Consider the following 18,038-nt stretch of genomic DNA (forward strand, 5'->3'; position numbering starts at 1 on the left):
ACGGCCTCAACCCCCCTCCCCGGGACGGGGAGGGAAAAGTCGTGCGTGTGTCAGTCCGCCTTCACGCCGGCTTCGGCCAGCCATTCGACGATCTTGCCCTTGGGCATGGCGCCGACCTTCATCGAGGTCATCTGGCCGTCCTTGAACAGCATCAGGGTCGGGATGCCCTTCACGCCCATCTTGGACGGGACCATGGGGCTGTCGTCGATGTTGACCTTGGCGATGGTCACCTTGCCGGCCAGCTCGTCCGAAATCTGCTCCAGCGCCGGGCCGATCTGCTTGCAGGGGCCGCACCACTCGGCCCAGAAGTCCACCAGGACCGGGGTCGAGGATTTCAGGACGTCGGCGTCGAAGCTGTCGTCGGTGACTTTCACAGTCGCCATTTTAGTCTCCTTAAGGGCGCTATCGCTCGCCGCGCGGCGGCTCGCTGTTTGAGCGCATTTAATAGTCGCGCGCCGACGGCAGCGTCAGCGTTCGGCCACAGATGTGGGTGCGAATCCCGCACAAATCAACGCGCATTTTCGAGAGCGGCGTCCATCAGCCCTTGCGGAACCGCCATCAGCTTCGGCCCGTCGGTCCAGACCAGGGCCGCCTCGACCGCGCGGTCGGGATAGAGGCGGCGCAGAACGGCGGCGTAGATGGCCATCTGCAGCACATAGGCGGGATCGGCGTCCTCGACCCGGTCCGGGGCCGGGCGGTTGGACTTGAAGTCGACCACTAATACGCGTTGTGACGTGACCACCAGCCGGTCGATGCGGCCGGAGATCGACACGCCGGACGGCAGGTCGGGCGCGGTCCCGGTCAGGGCGACCTCGGCGCGGCTGCCGGGGCCGAAGACGGGGGCGAAGCGGGCGTCGTCCAGCACGCCGAACGCGGCGGCGATCATCTCGGCGCGCTGGTCCTCGCTCAGGTCGCGCTCGCGGGCCAGCATCCGGCGGGCGGCGTCGGGACGGTCGGACGCGGGCAGGTCGGGCAGGCGCTCCAGCAGGCGGTGGATCAGGTCGCCGCGCCGGAACCGGCCCAGACCCGCGCCTGGGCCTTCGCCGCGCGCCAGCGGCGACGGCGCCGGGATGCGTTTCTGCTCCTGCATCTGCGAGGGCGAGGCGAAGCGGGCGGCGGCGTCGCGCGGCGGGTTGGTCCGCGCCCAGGCGGGGGCCTCCGCGCGCATCTCGGCCGCGGCGACGGCGGCGGGCAGGCTGCCGGGATCGGCGCCGTAGCGGCGGACGCCGCCGTCCAACTCGCGCACCTGATCGCCCAGGCGGTCGAAGGTCTCTTCGATCACCGACCACCAGTCCCCGGCCTCGGGCGCGCGTTTCGAGCCGCGTCCCATGACGATCACCCGATCGCGCGCGCGGGTCAGGGCGACGTAGAGCAGGCGCAGAGATTCGTCGCCGACCCGCGCCTCGCGCGCCGCGCGGGCGTCGGCCGAGGCGGGGCAGTCCTCCTTGGACGAGCCGGGGCACATCAGCCAGGCCTCGGCCCCGTCCTCCAGCGGGACGGGCATCAGGGACGGCCCCTGCGCCTTCGCCTTCATCGTCGTGTCAGGCAGGATGACGACCGGCGCCTCCAGCCCCTTGGCGCCGTGGACGGTCATGACCCGGACTTCTCCGCGCGGACCCTCCAGCTCGCGTTTCACCTCGACGTCGGCGGCTTCCAGCAGGGCCAGACAGGTCTCCAGATCGGTCCCGCCGCGCCCCTCGGCGGCCAGCACCTGATTGAGGGTCTCGTCTATGGCTTCCTCGGCCTCGCGGCCCAGCCGGGTCAGGATGCGGGCGCGGCCGGACTGGCCTGTCGCGTCGACCCGGTTCAGCAGGCGTGAGAAGAAGCCGAAGGGGTCGAGGTCGCGGGCGCTGCGCGCCGCGCGCAGCAGGTCCAGCGCCCGGCCCCACTCGGGGCGTTCGTCTGCCCGGCGCTTCAGTTCGCGCCACAGGCCGTCGCGCTTTTCGCGGCCCGCCAGCTCGAACAGGCTGTCCTCGTCCACGTCGCAGAAGGGGCCGCGCAGCACCTCGGCCAGGGTCAGGTCGTCGCCGGGGAAGAGGGCGAACCGGGCCAGCGCCTTCAGGTCGTCGAAGACGATGTGCTGCGACAGCTTCAGCCGGTCGGCGCCCGCCACCGGCGCGCCGGCTGCCTTCAGGGCGCGGATGATCTCTTCAAACGTCGCGTCGCGGCGGCGGACCAGGATCAGGAAGTCGCCGTAGCCGCAGGCCCGCGCGGCGCCGCCCTTGTCGAAGACGACGACGCCGGTCTCGACCTGGCGGATGATCTCGTTCGCCAGGGTCTGGGCCAGGCGCTTGCGAGCGCTGGCGGTTCCTTCCTGATCGACGGGATCGGTCCAGGCGTCGCGCTCGGGCGGGGCCTCGTCGACGAACAGGGGCCACAGCTCGACGGCGCCGGGCTGGCCTTTTCGGGCGGCGGTGTGATGCGGGATCTCGCCCGTTTCGCCGACCAGGGCGCGGGCGCGTTCGGGCGTGCCGAAGACTGCGTCCACGAAGGTCAGCACCGCCTCGGTCGAGCGGTAGGAGGTCTCCAGCGGCACGCCCTCGAAGGCGCCGCCCGCCCCGCTGATCAGGCTGTCATAGACCTGCGATTCCTGCCGCAGCCGCTCGGGCCGGGCGCCCTGGAAGGAGTAGATGGACTGCTTCTCGTCGCCGACGGCGAAGACGGTGCGGTCGGTCCCCTCGACGGTGAAGAACTCGCCGGTCAGGGCGCGCATGATGGCCCACTGCTCGGGCGCGGTGTCCTGCGCCTCGTCGATCAGGACGTGGTCGACGCCGCCGTCCAGCTTGTACAGCACCCAGGCGGCGGTCGAGCGGACGGTCAGCAGTTCGACCGTGCGCGCCACCAGGTCGGAGAAGTCGAGCGCGCCGTGCGCCGTCTTGGCCGCCTCATAGAGGGCGGCGTGGGCATTGGCGAGAGTTAGCAGTTTGATGGTGTCGTCGGCGACCTTGGCGGCGCGTTGGCGGTCGAGCGCCGCCAGGTATTTCAACTGCACATTCGCCAGATAGGTCGTGGACGAAGCCGGCGCGGCCTTGGCCCCGAACTTCTCGCGCGCGACGCCCTTGGAGTCGAAGAAGATGTCCTTCATCGCCGCCAGTGTCGTGTCGGGCGGCATGGCGTCGCGCATGCGCTGAGCCATCTTCTGGTCGTTCTTGCCGCTGGTCGCCAGGCCGTCGGCGCAAGCGGCCCAGTCGGCAGGATTGAGCCAGCGCAGGAAGTCGGCCTCGATGTCCTCGGGCGTCTTTTGCGGATCGGCCCCGGTCAGGACATGGGGGCCGGGCGCGCGGCCGTCGGCGACGCGGGCGACATAGTCGGTCAGCTCGGCGCGCCGGTTCTCGATCAGGGCCAGCAACTCCTGGAAGCGGCCCCAGTCCAGCTCGACCGCGAAGTGGCTGTAGGCCTGGCCGACCGGCCCCTCGGCGTCATTGAGGGCGGCGCGGGCCAGGTCTTCGCGCGCGGCGTGGCTGAGGGCGATCGCCGCCTCGTTCTCCAGCACGGTGAAGCGCGGCGACACCCCCGCCTCGATAGGGAAGCGGCGCAGCAGCTTTTCGCAGAAGGCGTGGATGGTCTGGATCTTCAGCCCGCCGGGCGTCTCCAGGGCGCGGGCGAACAGGCGCCGCGCCTCGGACAGGCGGGCCGGGTTGAGGGCGGCCGGGTCGCTGTCGTCCAGTTTGGCCAGCGCAGCCGACAGTTCGCCGTCGTCCATGACGGCCCATTTGCCGAGCGTCTCGAACAGGCGGGCCTGCATCTCGGCGGCGGCGGCCTTGGTGTAGGTCACGCACAGAATGGCCGAGGGCGCGGCGCCGCCCAGCAGCAGGCGCGCCACCCGGCTGACCAGGGTGGTGGTCTTGCCCGATCCCGCGTTGGCGGTGACGAAGACCGAGCGTGCCGGGTCGGCGGCGCGGGTTTGGGGGTTGAGGGCGTCTTCGGGCCGGATGTGGAGGTTCATTCCGCCTCTCCTTCCTCGGCCCCGCCGATGACGTGCCATTCCCAGACCCGGGCCAACAGATTGTAGGGGCTGTAGCTGCCCATCAGGTGCGGCGCGGCCCACGAGAGATAGGGCGTCTCCGGCCGGTCGAACTCGGCGACGCGGGCCATCAGGCCTTGCAGCGCGGCGTCGGACAGGATCTGCGCCTCCGGCCCGGCCGCGCGCACGGCGACCTCGCCCGCCTTCTTTCGGCCGACGACCCGGACGTAGGTCAGCTCTTCGGGCGGCACGGGGCCGTTGGTCTTTTCGAAGCCGCCGGCGGCCAGGATGGCGCCGGTCAGGGTCAGCTGGGGGGCGAAGCCCGCCTTGATCTGCTTGGCGGTCGGGACCTGGCCGGTCTTGAAGTCCATGACGGCGGCCGACAGGGCGCCGACCTCGATGCGGTCGGCGTAGGCCTTGAGCGTGAAGGGGCCGCCGGGGGCCTCGAAGGTCAGGGCGCCCTGCTGTTCGATCAGTAAGGTGACGCCGCGCGCACGTCGGTTCGTCTCGAACCCGGCCAGCCAACGGGCGGCGTTTTTCGCCAGCGGCGCCTCGCGGGCCATGGCGGCGTCCTCGAAGCCGTGGGCGCCCAGCTCCTCCAGCAACAGGCGCTCGATCACCGCGTCGAGATCGTCGGGCAGCCAGTCAGGCCAGTCCTCGGTCAGGCGCTCGATGGCCTTGTGCACGGCGTTGCCGCGCGCCAGGGCCTCGGCCGAGGCGCCGGGGCGCTCCATCGGTTCGAGGTTGAGGATGCGACGGGCGTAGAGGGCGTAGGGGTCGCGGACCCAGCGCTCGACCCCGGTGACATAGAGGCTGCGCGGGCGGCGCTCGACCGGGGGTGTGGGTTTGGGCCTCGGCGCAAGTTTGGCCGGGCCGGCCGGCGGGGCGTCGAGGGCCTCGGTCCAGTCGATGACGCCCTCGGGCGCGCGGAGCCGGACCGGAGTGTCGGGCGCGTCGGCGCCGCGCGTCAGCATCTCCAGCCGCCACAGCCAGCGCGAGCGCACGGCGGGCTGGCCGCCGCGTCGTTCACAGTGGACCAGGATCGCCTCCTCGGCGCAGGCGGCCTGGACGAAATCCTGCGCCGTCTGGCCCAGGCGCCGCTCGGGCGCGGGCAGGGGCAGGGCGGCGCGCATCGGCCGTGACAGGAAGGGATCGACCGGGGCGGCGTTGGGCCAGACGCCCTCCTCCAGCCCGGCCAGGATCATGCGGTCGGCCCGCGCCAGCCGCGCCTCGATGGCGCCGAGGATGCGAAGGGACGGATGGGTGGCGCCGCCGGTGCGCACCGTCGTCTCGGCCAGCAAGGCGGCGATCAGGTCGGCGAACTCGGCGGGCGTGGTCTGGCCCAGCGGACCGCCGCCCTCGATCAGGGCCGACAGCAGAGAGGCCGCCGCCTCGCCGTCCGGCCCGGCCCACGCGTTCTGACCCGCCAGGGTTTCGATCAGGGCGGCCAGGGTGCGGGCCGCCTCGTCCGGCGCACAGGGGCGGGCCGTGGCCAGAGCCTCCAGCCGGTCGGCGAGGGCCTGCGCGCCCTTCAACCGGGCCAGCTTCCATTCGGCCAACGGCAGACCGCCGCGCCGAGGCTGGGCCGCCTTCAGCAGGCGTTCGTGAAGCTGGGACCAGCGGCGCGGGCGCGGGCCGCGCAGGGCGTGCTCCTCCAGCGCCTCGGCGGCGTCGGTGAGCGTCGTCTCGCCCAGATCGAGGCGGACCAGCGGGTGCTTCAGGACGGCCAGCAGCGTTTGCGGCTTCAGCGGCTCGGCCAGGAAGCGGGCGCAAAGGTCGACCAGGACCCCCGCCGTCATCCGCGACAGGGGCTGGCCGGTGGAGGAGTCCGGGACGATGCCCCAGCGCGCCAGCCGCGCCTCGACCCGGCGCGACAGCTGCAGGTCCGGCGTCACCAGGGCGCAGGTGATCGGGCGGCCGTCGGAGCCGCGCTGCTCCAGGCTCTCGCGCATCATCAGGGCGACGGCGGTCGCCGCCTCTTCCTCGGCGCGGACGGACAGAACGGTCAGGCCCGACAGGCCCTCGGCGATGGGGTCGGCGGCGCGGCCCGCCTCGGCCGAGCGGGCGCGCAGGCGCTTGATCTCGGCTCGCCAGTCGTCGGTGGCGTCTGCGGGGCGCAGGGCTTCGTTGATCAGGCGTTGGCGGGCCAGACCGCGCGCCTCGATCGAGGGCTCGAGGGGCGGCTGGAACCAGGGCTGGACCGCCTCGCGCGCGATCTCGGCGCGGGTCAGCAGGGCCTTCAGCGCGGCCTGCGGATGCTGGTCGTCGATGCGGTCCCAGGCGTCGGCGGCCAGATCGAGGTCGAGGCCGGGCAGGACGACCACGCCCTGCGGCGCTTTCGCCACGGCCTTCAGCACATCGGCGGCGGCGGGGACGGTGCCGGTGGAGCCGGCGGCGATGACGGGGGCCTGCGGCGGGCGGGCGTCCCACGCCTCAGCCAGACGGCGCAGCAGGGTCGCGCGGCGCCAGGCCGGATCGACCAGGCCCAGCGCCTCCAGCCGCTTGGGCCAGGCCTCGACGGCGAGGCCGAGGAAGCGCGCGCTCTCGCGCCAGTGCTCGGCCAGATCCTGTTCGGCCAGGGTGGCGACGCGCGACAGGTCGTCGACTTCCTCGAGTTGGCAGGAATCGAGGAAGGCGCCCAGCGCATCGGCCATTTCGAGCGCGCGCAGGGGCTTCATCCCCGGCTGGAAGTCTTCGGCGATCATGCGCGCCATCTCGAAGCGGCGCGTCAGGGGGGCGATGGCGGGCGGCAGGTCCAGGCCCAGCTCGCCGGGGGCGAAGGGCGGCTCGTCCTCTTCCAGATCGCCGAGCGGCCGCACCTGGGGCAGCAGGACGGGGCGCTCGCCCGCCAGCTTGCCCAGGGCGAAGGAGAAGGCGCGGGCGGCGCGGCGGTTGGGCAGCAGGATGGTGGCGTCGGTCAGGGTCTCGGGCGGGGCGTCGCCCAGCCAGTCGAGGACGCCTGCCGCCAGGTCTTCGAGGAAGGGCCGCCAGGCGGGCACGGCGCGCCAGCGCGGACCTTCACCCGAGAAAGGATCGAAGCGCCCCCCGGTCATGGTCAGATGTCCTCTTTCAGCCGCGCCTCGGCCTCGTCGCGCGCCTGCGGGTCGCCGACGTGCATCCAGTCGCCGTCCAGCACGCAGCCGAAGAGGCGACCCTCGGCGGCCGAGGCGCGCCACAGGGGGCTGAGCGAGAAGGGGCCGTCGGGGCCTCGGTCGGCGTAATCGGGCCGGGTGATGTGGACGCCCATGTAGGCGTAAGGGGCGCTGGCCGCCTCGCCTCGGAAGGTCAGGGCGCCGTCGTCGGACAGGAAGAAGTCGCCGCCGCCCTCGAAGCCGATGGCGCCCTCGCGTCGGGCCAGCAGCAGGGCGGCGTCCATGCGCTCGGGATCCCACAGGCGGATCAGATCACCGAGCGCGTCGCCGTGGTCGATCCAGACGCTGTCGATATTGGCCACGAAGACGGGATCATCGCCCAGCAGGGGACGGGCCTTCTTCAGGCCGCCGCCGGTCTCCAGCAGTTCGGCGCGTTCGTCGGAGATGCGGATGCTTGGGCGGGTGCGGGCGGCCAGATGGCTTTCCAGCCGGTCGGCGAACCAGTGCACGTTGACCACGGCATCGGTGACGCCCGCCTCGGCCAACCGGTCGAGAACGTGGTCGATCAGCGCCTTGCCGCCGACTTCTACGAGCGCCTTGGGCCGGTCGTCGGTGAGCGGGCGCATCCGCGTGCCGAGCCCGGCGGCGAGGACCATGGCGGTCTTGGGGCTAGTCATGCGCGTTCTCCGATCCTTCTCCCCTCGGGGGAGAAGGTGTCATGCGGAGCATGACGGATGAGGGGGCGGTTGGCGACGCACGCGCGATCAGACGGTAGGGGCGAGACCGGGCGTGCGAGCCCCCTCATCCGAGCCGCTGCGCGGCCCACCTTCTCCCCCGAGGGGAGAAGGAAGAGAGCGGCGGCGGTCATCGACGCACCTCCTCCGGCACGTGGCGGTCCATCCAGGCGGCGACGGCTTCGAGACCGGGGGCCTGCAGATTGGCGTTCAGATGCGCCCACATCCGCGGCATGAAGGCGACGTAGCGGGGCTTGCCGTCGCGGGCGATCAGGCGGGCGAAGATGCCGAGGATGCGCGCCTCGTTCAGCGCCGCCAGACCGGCGTAGGCGGCCATGAAGGCCTCGCGGTCGGTCTCGGGCCGCAGGGCGAAATAGTGGTCCAGCGCCAGGGCCTCCAGCTCGGGCGCCACGTCGCGGCGGGCGTCCTGCAGCAGGGAGTGGAGGTCCCAGGACGGATGGGCCTTCACCGCGTCCTGGAAGTCGATCATCCCGACCGAGGCGGCGCCGGTCTGGCCGTCCAGCCGGATCAGGTTCTCGGCGTGATAGTCGCGGTGAGCCATGACGGCGGCGCCCGCCTCGCCCGCCGCCGTGATCGGGGCCCAGGCCGCGCGCCATTCGGCGACGGCGGCGTCGTCGAAGCTCAGAGCCGGGATCAGTTTGGGCAGCCAGTCGACGAACAGGTCGGCCCCGCCTTGCAGCGCGGTCTGGTCGTAGGTCAGCAGGGGCCAGTCGCCCGCCGGACCGGTCAGCACCCCGGGCGTCGGGGCGGCGTGCAGGACGGCGAGCGCCTCGACGGCGGCGCGGTAGAGGGGGGCCGGATCGGCGCCGTCCGCGATGACGCGGGCGAACAGGGCGTCGCCGAAATCCTCGATCACGGCCAGGCCGTTGGGGGCGTCGACGGCGACGATCTCGGGCGCGGACAGGCCCAGCGACTTCAGATGGGCGGCGACGGCGGCGAAGGCCTCGATGCGTCCGGCCGACAGGCGGGCGATGGCGTTCCAGCCGTGGGCGTAGCGCTGTTCCGGCGTCCACGATGGATCGCAGGGGCGGCTCTCGGCGGTGGGGGCCTGATCCATCAGCATCAGGGATGCTCCGGAGGGCGTGGTCAGCCGCTCGTAGCGCCGCGTCGAGGCGTCGCCGGGCAGGGGCGCACGGGCGGCATCGGCCAGACCGGCCGAGCGCAGGAAGTCGAGACGGAGGGCTTCGCGGTCAGACATGGAGTTCCTTCAGTTTCGCTTCCCACGCCCCTGCGCCAGTTACGGTCGCAAGGCGGCCTTCGCCGTCCTCGGAGATGGCGATCGTCAGCCGGTCGGGCCCGAGCATCCGGCCGGGATCCTCGCCCAGCCGTTCGGGCCACTCGATCAGGGCGCAACCCTCGTCCAGCGCCTCGTCGAGGCCGACCTCGAAAGCTTCCTCGGGGCGGGTCAGGCGATAGAGGTCGAAATGGGCGACGGGCGGATCGCTCTCGTAGAACTGAACCAGGGTGAAGGTCGGCGACGGCACGTCCTCGTCGGGGCGCGTCAGGGCGCGGATCAGGCCGCGCGCCAGGGTGGACTTGCCCATGCCCAGGGGGCCGTAGAGCAGGACCGCTTCGCCCGGCGCGAGCAGGGGGGCGATGGCCTGGCCCAGGCGCGTGGTGGCGTCGGCGTGGGGGAGGACGAAGGTCGTCATGCTGAGATCATCATGCGAAGGTCGCGTCAGGATCGGCGGCGAGGGTCCGCTCGACGAAGGTCTTGAGTTTCAGGGTGGCGGCCTGGGCGTCGATGTCCAGGGTCAGCGGCGGGATGGGGCGGCCGACGATCAGGTCGAAGGCGCGCCCCTTCTTGTTCAGCAGCTCGTGGAAGAGGGTGATGTCGCGCAGCTCCTGCGACACCTTGTCGAACAAGTGGAACAGGCGGCTGGTCGGGCCGGCGACATGGATCGGAATGACCGGCGCTTCGTATTTGCGGGCGAGCGAAGCGGCGGTGGCGGCCCACTCAGGATCGGTCAGCCGGCCGTCCGGGCCGAGGCGGGCCAGGCGTCCGGCCGGGAACATGACGACGCAGCGCTCGGCCTCGAAGGCTTCCCTGGCGGCCTGGAGGGTGGCGCGGGTCTTCTCGCGCGTGCGTTTGGCCGTGACCCATTCGACGGGAATGACGGTCTCCGACAGGCGGGGCGAGACCCGCAGGGCGTCGGCGTTGGCGAAGTAGATCAGGTCGTCGCGCACCGTGCGCAGGGCGTCGTGCACCGCGAGGCCGTCGGCGATGCCGGTCGGGTGGTTGCACACCACCAGACAGCGGCCCGAGGCGGGCAGGCGGTCCAGGTGCGCCGTCCGCACCGTCAGCTCCAGCAGGTCGGAGACGTAGTCCAGCGCCTCTCGTCCGCCCATCGGGCCTATGGCGTCAGCCATGCGACGCGCCTTGGCGTAGTCGAGCAGGCGGTAGAGGGCGGGGCGGACCAGGGGCCAGGCGGCCGATGCCGTGAGCCGGGGCGCGCGCTCGGCGATCAGCACGTCGACGATGTGGGGAGCCGGACTCATCGCCTGCTTGTCGCCGAGCCGGCGGCGGCGGGCAAGCGGCTTGGCGCGGGCGAGAGACTTTGCGGGCGGCTCGCGGCGGTGTTAGGCCTTCGGCCAGACATCCCATCCGCATGAGGAGCGCCTGAATGCGCCGCCTGCCCCATCTCCTGTCCGGCCTCAGCGCCGCCGCCCTGCTGACCGCCACGGCCCTGCCGGCCCTTGCCCTGCCGACGTGGGCCGAGGGAGCGCCCGCCGCTGCGGCTGCTGCCACGGCCCCCGCGACGACCCAGGCCCGCGCCGCCTTCACCTATCAGGACATGATCTCGGCCAACCGGCTGGGCGATCCGCAGGTGTCGCCGGACGGCGAGTGGGTGGTCTATTCGCTCACCCAGACGGATGTGGCGGCCAATAAACGGTCCAGCGCCCTCTACATGCTGGGCCTGAAGGGCGAGGCTCAGCCGCAGAAGCTGGCGATCTCCGAAGGCGGCGCCAACACCGCCCGTTGGGGCGCCGACGGCAAGCTGTATTTTCTGTCGAGCCGCTCCGGCTCAAGCCAGGTGTGGGTCTCGGCCGACAAGGGCGCGACGGCGACGCAGGTCACGGCCCTGCCGACCGACGTCAACGCCTATCGCATCAACGACGCGGGCGATGCGGTGGCCGTGTCGCTGGCCGTCTATCCGGACGCTGCGGACCTGAACGCCTCGGTCGCGCGCGGAAAGACCGAGGGCGAGAAGAAGTCGACCGGCCAGGTCTATGACCGCATGTTCGTGCGCCACTGGGATACGTGGAACGACCACACCCAGAACCACCTGTTCGTCCAGTCGATCCGCGCCGACGGCAAGGCGGGCGGCGAGCCGGTCTGGGTGACCAAGGGCTTCGACGGCGATACGCCCTCCAAGCCGTTCGGCGACGCGAGCGAGTTCACCTTCGCCCCGGACGGCCAGTCGCTGGTCTTCTCGGCGCGCAAGGCCGGGAACAGCGAGCCGTGGAGCACCAACTTCGACCTGTATCAGGTGGCCGTCTCGGCGCCGGGCCAACTGACCAATCTGACCGAGGCCAACCCGGCCTGGGACACCGGCCCGGTCTTCTCGCCGGACGGCCAGACGCTGGCCTACCGCGCCATGGCCCGTCCGGGGTTCGAGGCGGACAAGTATTCGATCTTCCTGCGCGACGTGGCCACCGGCCAGACGCGCCAGATCGCGGCCAACTGGGACCGTTCGGCCGACACCCTGCAGTGGTCGAAGGACGGCAAGACTCTGTACACGACGGCGGGCGATGTCGGTCAGACCAAGCTGTTCGCCATCGACACGCGCAACGGCGTGGTCATGCCGCTGACGGGCGAAGGCCACGTCGGCGCCTTCGGTCAGACGCCCTCGGGCTTCGTCTTCGCGATGGACAGCCTGACCTCGCCCAGCGACCTCTACTTCAAAACCTGGCGCGGCCGCGAGATGCCGCGCCGCCTGACCGAGGTGAACCCGCAACTGGCGACAAAAGCCTTCGGCGAGGCTGAGCAGTTCAGCTTCCCCGGCTGGAACGACGAGACGGTCCACGGTTACGTCATCAAGCCCGCCAACTATGTCGAGGGTCAGAAGTATCCCGTCGCCTTCCTGATCCACGGCGGTCCGCAAGGTTCGTTCGGCAACAGCTGGTCCTACCGCTGGAACCCCGGGACCTATGCGGGCGCGGGCTATGCGGTGGTGATGATCGATTTCCACGGCTCGACCGGCTACGGCCAGGAATTCACCGACGCCATCAGCCAGCACTGGGGCGATCGCCCGCTGGAAGACCTGCAGAAGGGCTGGGCCTTCGCCCAGTCGAAATATGACTTCCTGGACGGCGACAACGCCTGCGCCCTGGGCGCGTCCTACGGCGGCTATATGATCAACTGGATCGCCGGCAACTGGCCGGGCGAGTTCAAATGCCTGGTCAACCACGACGGGGTCTTCGACACCTTCGGCATGGGCTACGGCACCGAGGAGCTGTGGTTCACCGAGTGGGAATACGGCGGCACGCCGTGGGAAAACCCGCAGGGCTATCAGAAGTTCAACCCGGCCAACCACGTGCAGAACTGGCGTGATCCGATGCTGGTGGTCCAGGGCGATCTCGACTTCCGCATCCCGACCTCGCAGAGCCTGTCGACCTTCACCGCCCTGCAGCGGCGCGGGATCGAGAGCCGTCTGGTCTTCTTCCCCGACGAGAACCACTGGGTGCTGAAGCCCGCCAACAGCCTGCAATGGCACAACGAAGTCTTCGGCTGGCTGGACAAGCATCTGGCCAAGTAGGCTTGGCCTGACTTCGAGGGCGCGGTTCGTCAGGGCCGCGCCCTTCGTTTTTCGGGGAGGGACGCATGACGCGACGAGGGCTGCTGGCGCCGCTGCTGGCGACCGTGGCGACAGCCGCTTGCGCGCCGTTGATCAGGCAGGAGGCGATGACGCCGGTTCCGCTGGGGCCGCCCGGCTGGCGCACGGCGCGCGCGGCCTATGGCGCCGATCCGCGTCAGACGCTGCGTCTCTATCGACCGGCGGCGGCGAGCCGCTTGCCCATCCTGATCCTGTTGCCGGACGGCGCGCCCGAAGCGGTGGACGAGCGGGCGGCGCGCGATCTGGCCGAGGGCGGCTTTATTGTCGTCCTGGCCGACCGACGCGAGGCGCCGGACAGTCCGCACCCGGCCTTCATTTCCGACGCGGCGGCGGCTGTCGCCTGGGCGGCGAAACGGGTCCAGGATCTCGGCGGCGATGCTGCACGCATCGGCGTTCTGGGACTGGGCGAGGGCGGCCGGGCGGCCCTGATGCTGGTCTTGGATCGGCGCTATCTGGCGGCGGCCGGCGGGCCTGCCGCCTTGCGCGCGGCGGCGGCTCTGGGCGCGCCCGAACGGCCGGATGCGACCTTCACCGACCCCTCGGCCTATGCCGGCGCCTCTGATTCAGCGCCGGTCTGGCGCGGACGGGCGGGCGATCTGGCGGGGGCGGTCAGCTTCCTGCGCGGGGCGCTGGGGTAGGGCCTCAGTCGCCCGCTTCGACGCGCGTCTTGAGATTGGCCAACTGGGCCGAAAGCACGCCGTCGACCGGCGCGGCCCAGGCCTCCAGTCCGCCCGTCGCATAGCCGCCGACCACATAGGTCCAGGTCAGGGTCGTTCCGTCGCCTTCCGGCTGAAGGCTGAATGTCAGGCCGCCCGCCGCGCCCTGCCCCTGCAATGGGCCGAGGCCGCCTTGCAGCACCAGTTTCGATCCCGGCTCGACCAGCACCGTTTCCAGATGACGCGAGACGCGGCCGTCCGCCGCTTGCTCGCACCAGCAGCCGCCGGGCGACAGGTCCAGCGACAGGGTCGAGGCCTTGAACCAGCGGTGGTCGCGGCTCCACCAGGTCTCGGGCGCGGTCAGCGTCGCCCAGACCCGCGCGGGCGGGGCGGCGATGGTGATGGCGCCGCCGACCTCGAAGCCGCCCGGGGCGGCTGACTTCACCTCGGCCGAGGCGGGCGCGGTGGCGGCCAGCAAGGCCGCGGCGACGAACGAAAACAGGCGTCGAACCATGGGAGTCCTCCAGCCGGATCAGCAAGCGCGCGCCGGGGCGTTCGGTCAACTGTCATGTCGGCGTGTTTCCCCTGTCTCGCCAAGGTCACGGTTTTCCGCTAGAGGAAGCCATGACAGACAAGATGACCCCCCAGGCGGCGCTGGACCGCCTCGAAACCCTCTACAATCAATCCGTCGCCAATCTGCGTCAGGCCGTGAAGGTCTTTCTGGCGACTGGCGATCGCGCCGAACCCGAGGCCCGCGCGGCGGGCCTGTTCGCCTATCCCCGCCTGACGGTGACCTGGCACGGCGAGCGGCCGCAGAACCTGGAAACCCGCGCCTATGGCCGCCTGTCGTGGCCCGGCGTCTATTCCACCACCATCACCCGGCCCGACCTGTTCCGCGACTATCTGCTGGAGCAGCTGACCCTGCTGGCGACCGAATACGGCGCGACCTTCGCCGTGGAACCGTCGGATCAGGAAATCCCATTCCCCTATGTGCTGGACGGCTCGGACGTGGTGCTGGACCGCACCATGACGGCGGCCATCGCCCGCTGGTTCCCGACGACGGAACTGGCCCACATCGGCGACGAGGTGTCCGACGGCCTGTGGGAGCCGGGCGAAGAGCATCCGCTGGCCCAGTTCGACGCCCTGCGCACCGACTTCTCGCTGGCGCGGCTTCGGCACTATACCGGCACCCCGGTCGAGGACGTGCAGAGCTTCATCCTCTTCACCAACTACAACCGCTACGTCGACGAGTTCGTGCGCTGGGCCACGACCCAGATCGCCGATCCCGACAGCCCTTATGAGGCCCTGTCCTGCGCCGGCGGCGTGGTGGTGACGCGCGCCACCGACGATCCGGAGGCGGCCATCATGGACGCCGCCTGGCGCAAGCATCAGATGCCCGCCTATCACCTGACGCGGCCGGACGGTCAGGGCATCACCCTGGTCAACATCGGCGTCGGCCCGTCCAACGCCAAGACCATCTGCGACCACCTGGCGGTCATGCGGCCCCACGCCTGGATGATGATCGGCCACTGCGGCGGCCTGCGCGGCAGCCAGACCATCGGCGACTATGTCCTGGCCCACGCCTACCTGCGTGATGACCATGTGCTGGACGCTGTCCTGCCCGCCGATATCCCCATCCCCAACATCGCCGAAGTGCAGCGCGCCCTCTATGACGCGACCAAGCTGGTCTCGGGCGCGCCGGGCGAAGAGGTGAAGAAGCGTCTGCGCACCGGCACCGTCGTCACCACCGACGACCGCAACTGGGAGTTGCGCTATTCCAAGTCGGCCCTGCGCTTCAACCAAAGCCGCGCCGTCGCCATCGACATGGAAAGCGCCACCATCGCCGCCCAGGGCTATCGCTTCCGCGTGCCCTACGGGACGCTGCTGTGCGTGTCGGACAAGCCGCTGCACGGCGAGATCAAGCTGCCGGGCCAGGCCAACCGCTTCTACGAGGGCTCGATATCGGAGCACCTGCAGATCGGCATTCAGGCGGTGGAACTGCTGCGGGCGGAGGGCGCGCGCCTTCACTCCCGCAAGCTGCGCGCCTTCGACGAGCCGCCTTTCCGGTAAGGGCGCTATCGCGCGCGACGCGGTCGCGCTGCTTGGGCCCAGGCGCGACGCCTCTCCCTCCCCGTCCCGGGGAGGGTGGTCGCGAAGCGACCGGGTGGGGAGGGCTTGGTGATACGGAGCGCAGGGTCGACGCGGGCGGGTCGGCGCTTGATTTGCCTTGCCGCCCCCACCCGGTTTCGCCTTTCAGGCTCAACCACCCTCCCCGGGACGGGGAGGGAGAGGGGCTGTGTCCGCTTTTAAGAAAGAACTTTACAACATAAAGTCATTGGCTCATCTTCTGCTCAACAGGCAGGGAGAGACGCCATGACCCGCGACCAGGTTCAATCCGTTCACGACGACATCGCCTATATGAAGGCCCTGGCCCAGGAAGGGCGGCAGGCGCCGCTGCTGGGCGGGCGCATACTCGTCACCGCTGGACTGGTGTTCGGCGTGGCGGCGGTCATCCACTACGCCATCAACAGCGGGCTGATAGACATGGCGCCGGTCGCTTATCTGATCCTGTGGGGCTCGGCCATGGTGATCTTCTTCGGCGCCCTGATCGTCGAGATCCGGCGTTGCGAGGGCAGGCCGGGCGCGCAGTCGGCGGGCAACCGCGCCGCCAGCGCCGGCTGGATGGGCGTAGGCCTGGGCGTCTTCGTCATGTCCCTGGCGATGGGGGTGATCGGCTGGAAGACCCAAAGCGACGCGGTCGCTATGATCTTTCCGTCGCTGATCTTCGCCCTTTACGGCTCGGCTTGGGCGGTGTCGGCGACCATGAGCGGGCAGAAGTGGCAGTGGTATCTCGCGATCGGATGCTGGATCGCCACGCCATTGATCGCCTTTCTGATCGGCAGCCCTGCGATGTGGCTGGGTTATGCGGCGGGCCTGTTTCTGTTCGCCCTCGTGCCCGGCCTGATGCTGATGCGCCAGGAACCGACGGAGGTGGTCTGACATGACCGCTTCTGAGCCAACGCCCGATGCGGTCGACGACTTCGACATCGGCCGCATCGATGACGTGATCCACGGCCGGGTGCGCCTGGGGATCATGGCCTATCTGTCGGGCGTGGAGAGCGCCGAGTTCGGGGAGCTGAAGGCCCGCCTGCAGACCACGGACGGCAATCTGTCGGTGCATTTGCGCAAGCTGGAGGAGGCGGGCTTTGTCGCGGTGTCCAAGAGCTTTCAGGGCCGCAAGCCCCTGACGCGCGCCAGCATGACGACGGCGGGCCGCGACGCCTTTCTCGCCTATCTGGACGCGATGTCAGCCCTGGTGGCGGTACGCTGAGGGCGGCTGGCGTCGGGGCGCGAACCGTCTATGGAAGACGGTCATGAGCGAGCGCCTTTCATCACCTGATACTGGCGGCCAAGGGGCGCTATCGGCGCTGGCTGTGGAGCCGTGCGGCTGGGTCGATCCGGTGGCGGTCGCGGCGGGCATCCACCGGCGCGAAGGGGCGCTGGGGCTGATCGCCGGGGCCGATGATCCCACCGCGCATGGCGGGCGGATGTCCTTCGTCGCCTGCGAGCCGGACCTGTGCGTGATCGGGCCGGTCAGGGACGCTGCGCCGTTCCAGGCTCTCAGGAATCCGGCTTTCGCGGGCGGCGGGGTCGTCGGCTTGATGAGTTACGACGCCGGGGCGCGCCCGGCGACGGGCGATCGGGGCGGGGATTGGCCCGATCTGATGCTGGCCCGCTATCCGGCCCTGCTGGCCTTCGATCACCAGACGAAAGAGGTGCGCGCCGTGGGGCGGGGGCGCACCGCGGCGCAGGCGCGCGAACAGGCGCGCCGGGCGGCGGCTTGGCTCACGCTGGCGCAGACGCCGGGAACGCCGTCGGCCCCGGCTTCGGCCTTTGAGGGCGAGGCGGCGCCCGACGTTTATGAGGCCGCCGTCGCGGATGTCGTGGCGCGCATCGCGGCGGGCGAGCTGTTTCAGGCCAACATCGCCCGCGCCTGGTCGGGCAGGCTGGAGCCGGGACGCGACCCGTTCGATGTCTTTGTGCGGCTGTCGGCGGCGCGCGGCGCGGCCTACGGCGCCTTCTGGCGGCTGGGCGATCGGGCGATCGTGTCCAACTCGCCGGAACTCTTCCTGACCTTCGACGAGGCGAGCAGGCGGATCGAGGCCCGGCCGATCAAGGGGACGCGGCCGCGCGGGGCCGATCCGGAGCGTGACGACGCCTTGGCGGCTGAACTGACCGCCAGCGCCAAGGATCGGGCCGAGAATCTGATGATCGTCGATCTGATGCGCAACGACCTGGCGCGGGCGGCGCGGCCGGGCACGGTCCGGGTCGAGGGGCTGTTCGAGCTGGAGCGCCACCCGACGGTGCATCATTTGGTCTCGACCGTCAGCGCCGAGGCCGCCGCAGGGTTCGGTCCGGCCGATGTGCTGGAAGCGGCCTTTCCCCCTGGCTCGATCACCGGGGCCCCCAAGCATCAGGCGATGAAGGTGATCGCGGCGCATGAACCGCCGCGCGGGCCGTGGTGCGGTTCGCTGTTCGGCTGGGGGCTGGCGGGTGAGCTCCGGCTGACGGCGTCGGTGCTGATCCGCACGGCGGCTTTCGTTCAGGGTGAGAAGGGCTGGCGCTGGCGCGCTCAGGCCGGGGCGGGCATTGTCGCCGACAGCGACCCGCGCGCCGAGCGGCTTGAGACCGAGGCCAAGATACTGGCCTTGAAGCAGGCCCTAACGGGGTAG

The 18,038-nt window shown here is 70.8% G+C and carries 14 protein-coding genes; 6 read left to right on the forward strand and 8 right to left on the reverse strand.

Annotated elements, in window-relative coordinates; genetic code table 11:
- Positions 1-50 precede the first annotated feature (50 nt).
- From trxA to DA69_RS13305, 7 genes are all read right to left on the reverse strand, one after another.
- Positions 51-383 carry a thioredoxin gene (trxA, locus tag DA69_RS13275; RefSeq protein WP_025978019.1) on the reverse strand — a complete coding sequence of 111 codons (333 nt, stop codon included), beginning with the start codon at positions 381-383 and terminating at the stop codon, positions 51-53.
- 125 nt (positions 384-508) lie between these two features.
- Positions 509-3,946, reverse strand: a complete 3,438-nt coding sequence (gene addA / locus DA69_RS13280; RefSeq protein WP_025978020.1) for a double-strand break repair helicase AddA — start codon at positions 3,944-3,946, stop codon at positions 509-511.
- A complete protein-coding gene (gene addB / locus DA69_RS13285; RefSeq protein WP_025978021.1) occupies positions 3,943-7,017 on the reverse strand; it encodes a double-strand break repair protein AddB in 3,075 nt (1,024 codons plus the stop codon). Before addB ends, addA begins: the two co-directional genes overlap by 4 nt.
- Positions 7,018-7,019: 2 nt before the next feature.
- Complete coding sequence (murU, locus tag DA69_RS13290; RefSeq protein ID WP_025978022.1) at positions 7,020-7,733, reverse strand: N-acetylmuramate alpha-1-phosphate uridylyltransferase MurU; 714 nt, start codon at positions 7,731-7,733, stop codon at positions 7,020-7,022.
- A 187-nt stretch (positions 7,734-7,920) separates the two neighbouring features.
- Positions 7,921-9,009, reverse strand: coding sequence for an N-acetylmuramate/N-acetylglucosamine kinase AmgK (amgK, locus tag DA69_RS13295; protein WP_025978023.1), 1,089 nt, complete (start codon positions 9,007-9,009; stop codon positions 7,921-7,923).
- Complete coding sequence (tsaE, locus tag DA69_RS13300; RefSeq protein ID WP_025978024.1) at positions 9,002-9,463, reverse strand: tRNA (adenosine(37)-N6)-threonylcarbamoyltransferase complex ATPase subunit type 1 TsaE; 462 nt, start codon at positions 9,461-9,463, stop codon at positions 9,002-9,004. Before tsaE ends, amgK begins: the two co-directional genes overlap by 8 nt.
- Before the next feature lie 10 nt (positions 9,464-9,473).
- Complete coding sequence (locus DA69_RS13305; RefSeq protein WP_025978025.1) at positions 9,474-10,310, reverse strand: 1-acyl-sn-glycerol-3-phosphate acyltransferase; 837 nt, start codon at positions 10,308-10,310, stop codon at positions 9,474-9,476.
- A gap of 125 nt (positions 10,311-10,435) precedes the next feature.
- Between DA69_RS13305 and DA69_RS13310 the strand changes: the two genes are divergently transcribed.
- Together DA69_RS13310 and DA69_RS13315 are read left to right on the forward strand one after the other, a co-directional pair.
- Positions 10,436-12,571 carry an alpha/beta hydrolase family protein gene (locus tag DA69_RS13310; RefSeq protein ID WP_025978026.1) on the forward strand — a complete coding sequence of 712 codons (2,136 nt, stop codon included), beginning with the start codon at positions 10,436-10,438 and terminating at the stop codon, positions 12,569-12,571.
- 65 nt (positions 12,572-12,636) lie between these two features.
- Positions 12,637-13,287 (forward strand): alpha/beta hydrolase fold domain-containing protein, encoded by a 651-nt coding sequence (locus DA69_RS13315; RefSeq protein ID WP_025978027.1) that lies wholly within the window; start codon positions 12,637-12,639, stop codon positions 13,285-13,287.
- 4 nt (positions 13,288-13,291) lie between these two features.
- Here the strand turns inward: DA69_RS13315 and DA69_RS13320 are convergent, their stop codons facing one another.
- Entirely contained in the window at positions 13,292-13,819 is a 528-nt protein-coding gene (locus DA69_RS13320) for an SRPBCC family protein (RefSeq protein ID WP_025978028.1), read from the reverse strand.
- Between the two features lie 110 nt (positions 13,820-13,929).
- Between DA69_RS13320 and DA69_RS13325 the strand changes: the two genes are divergently transcribed.
- From DA69_RS13325 to DA69_RS13340, 4 genes are all read left to right on the forward strand, one after another.
- Positions 13,930-15,375: an AMP nucleosidase gene (locus DA69_RS13325; RefSeq protein ID WP_025978029.1), complete on the forward strand. Its 1,446-nt coding sequence runs from the start codon at positions 13,930-13,932 to the stop codon at positions 15,373-15,375.
- Positions 15,376-15,678: 303 nt separating this feature from the next.
- Positions 15,679-16,305 (forward strand): hypothetical protein, encoded by a 627-nt coding sequence (locus tag DA69_RS13330; RefSeq protein ID WP_025978030.1) that lies wholly within the window; start codon positions 15,679-15,681, stop codon positions 16,303-16,305.
- A 1-nt stretch (position 16,306) separates the two neighbouring features.
- The gene (locus DA69_RS13335) at positions 16,307-16,636 is read left to right on the forward strand and encodes a winged helix-turn-helix domain-containing protein (protein ID WP_025978031.1); all 330 of its coding nucleotides are present in this window, start codon (positions 16,307-16,309) and stop codon (positions 16,634-16,636) included.
- A gap of 43 nt (positions 16,637-16,679) precedes the next feature.
- Positions 16,680-18,038: an anthranilate synthase component I family protein gene (locus tag DA69_RS13340; RefSeq protein ID WP_235599166.1), complete on the forward strand. Its 1,359-nt coding sequence runs from the start codon at positions 16,680-16,682 to the stop codon at positions 18,036-18,038.

Source organism: Brevundimonas naejangsanensis (genome assembly GCF_000635915.2).
In the GTDB taxonomy this organism is placed as follows: domain Bacteria; phylum Pseudomonadota; class Alphaproteobacteria; order Caulobacterales; family Caulobacteraceae; genus Brevundimonas; species Brevundimonas sanguinis.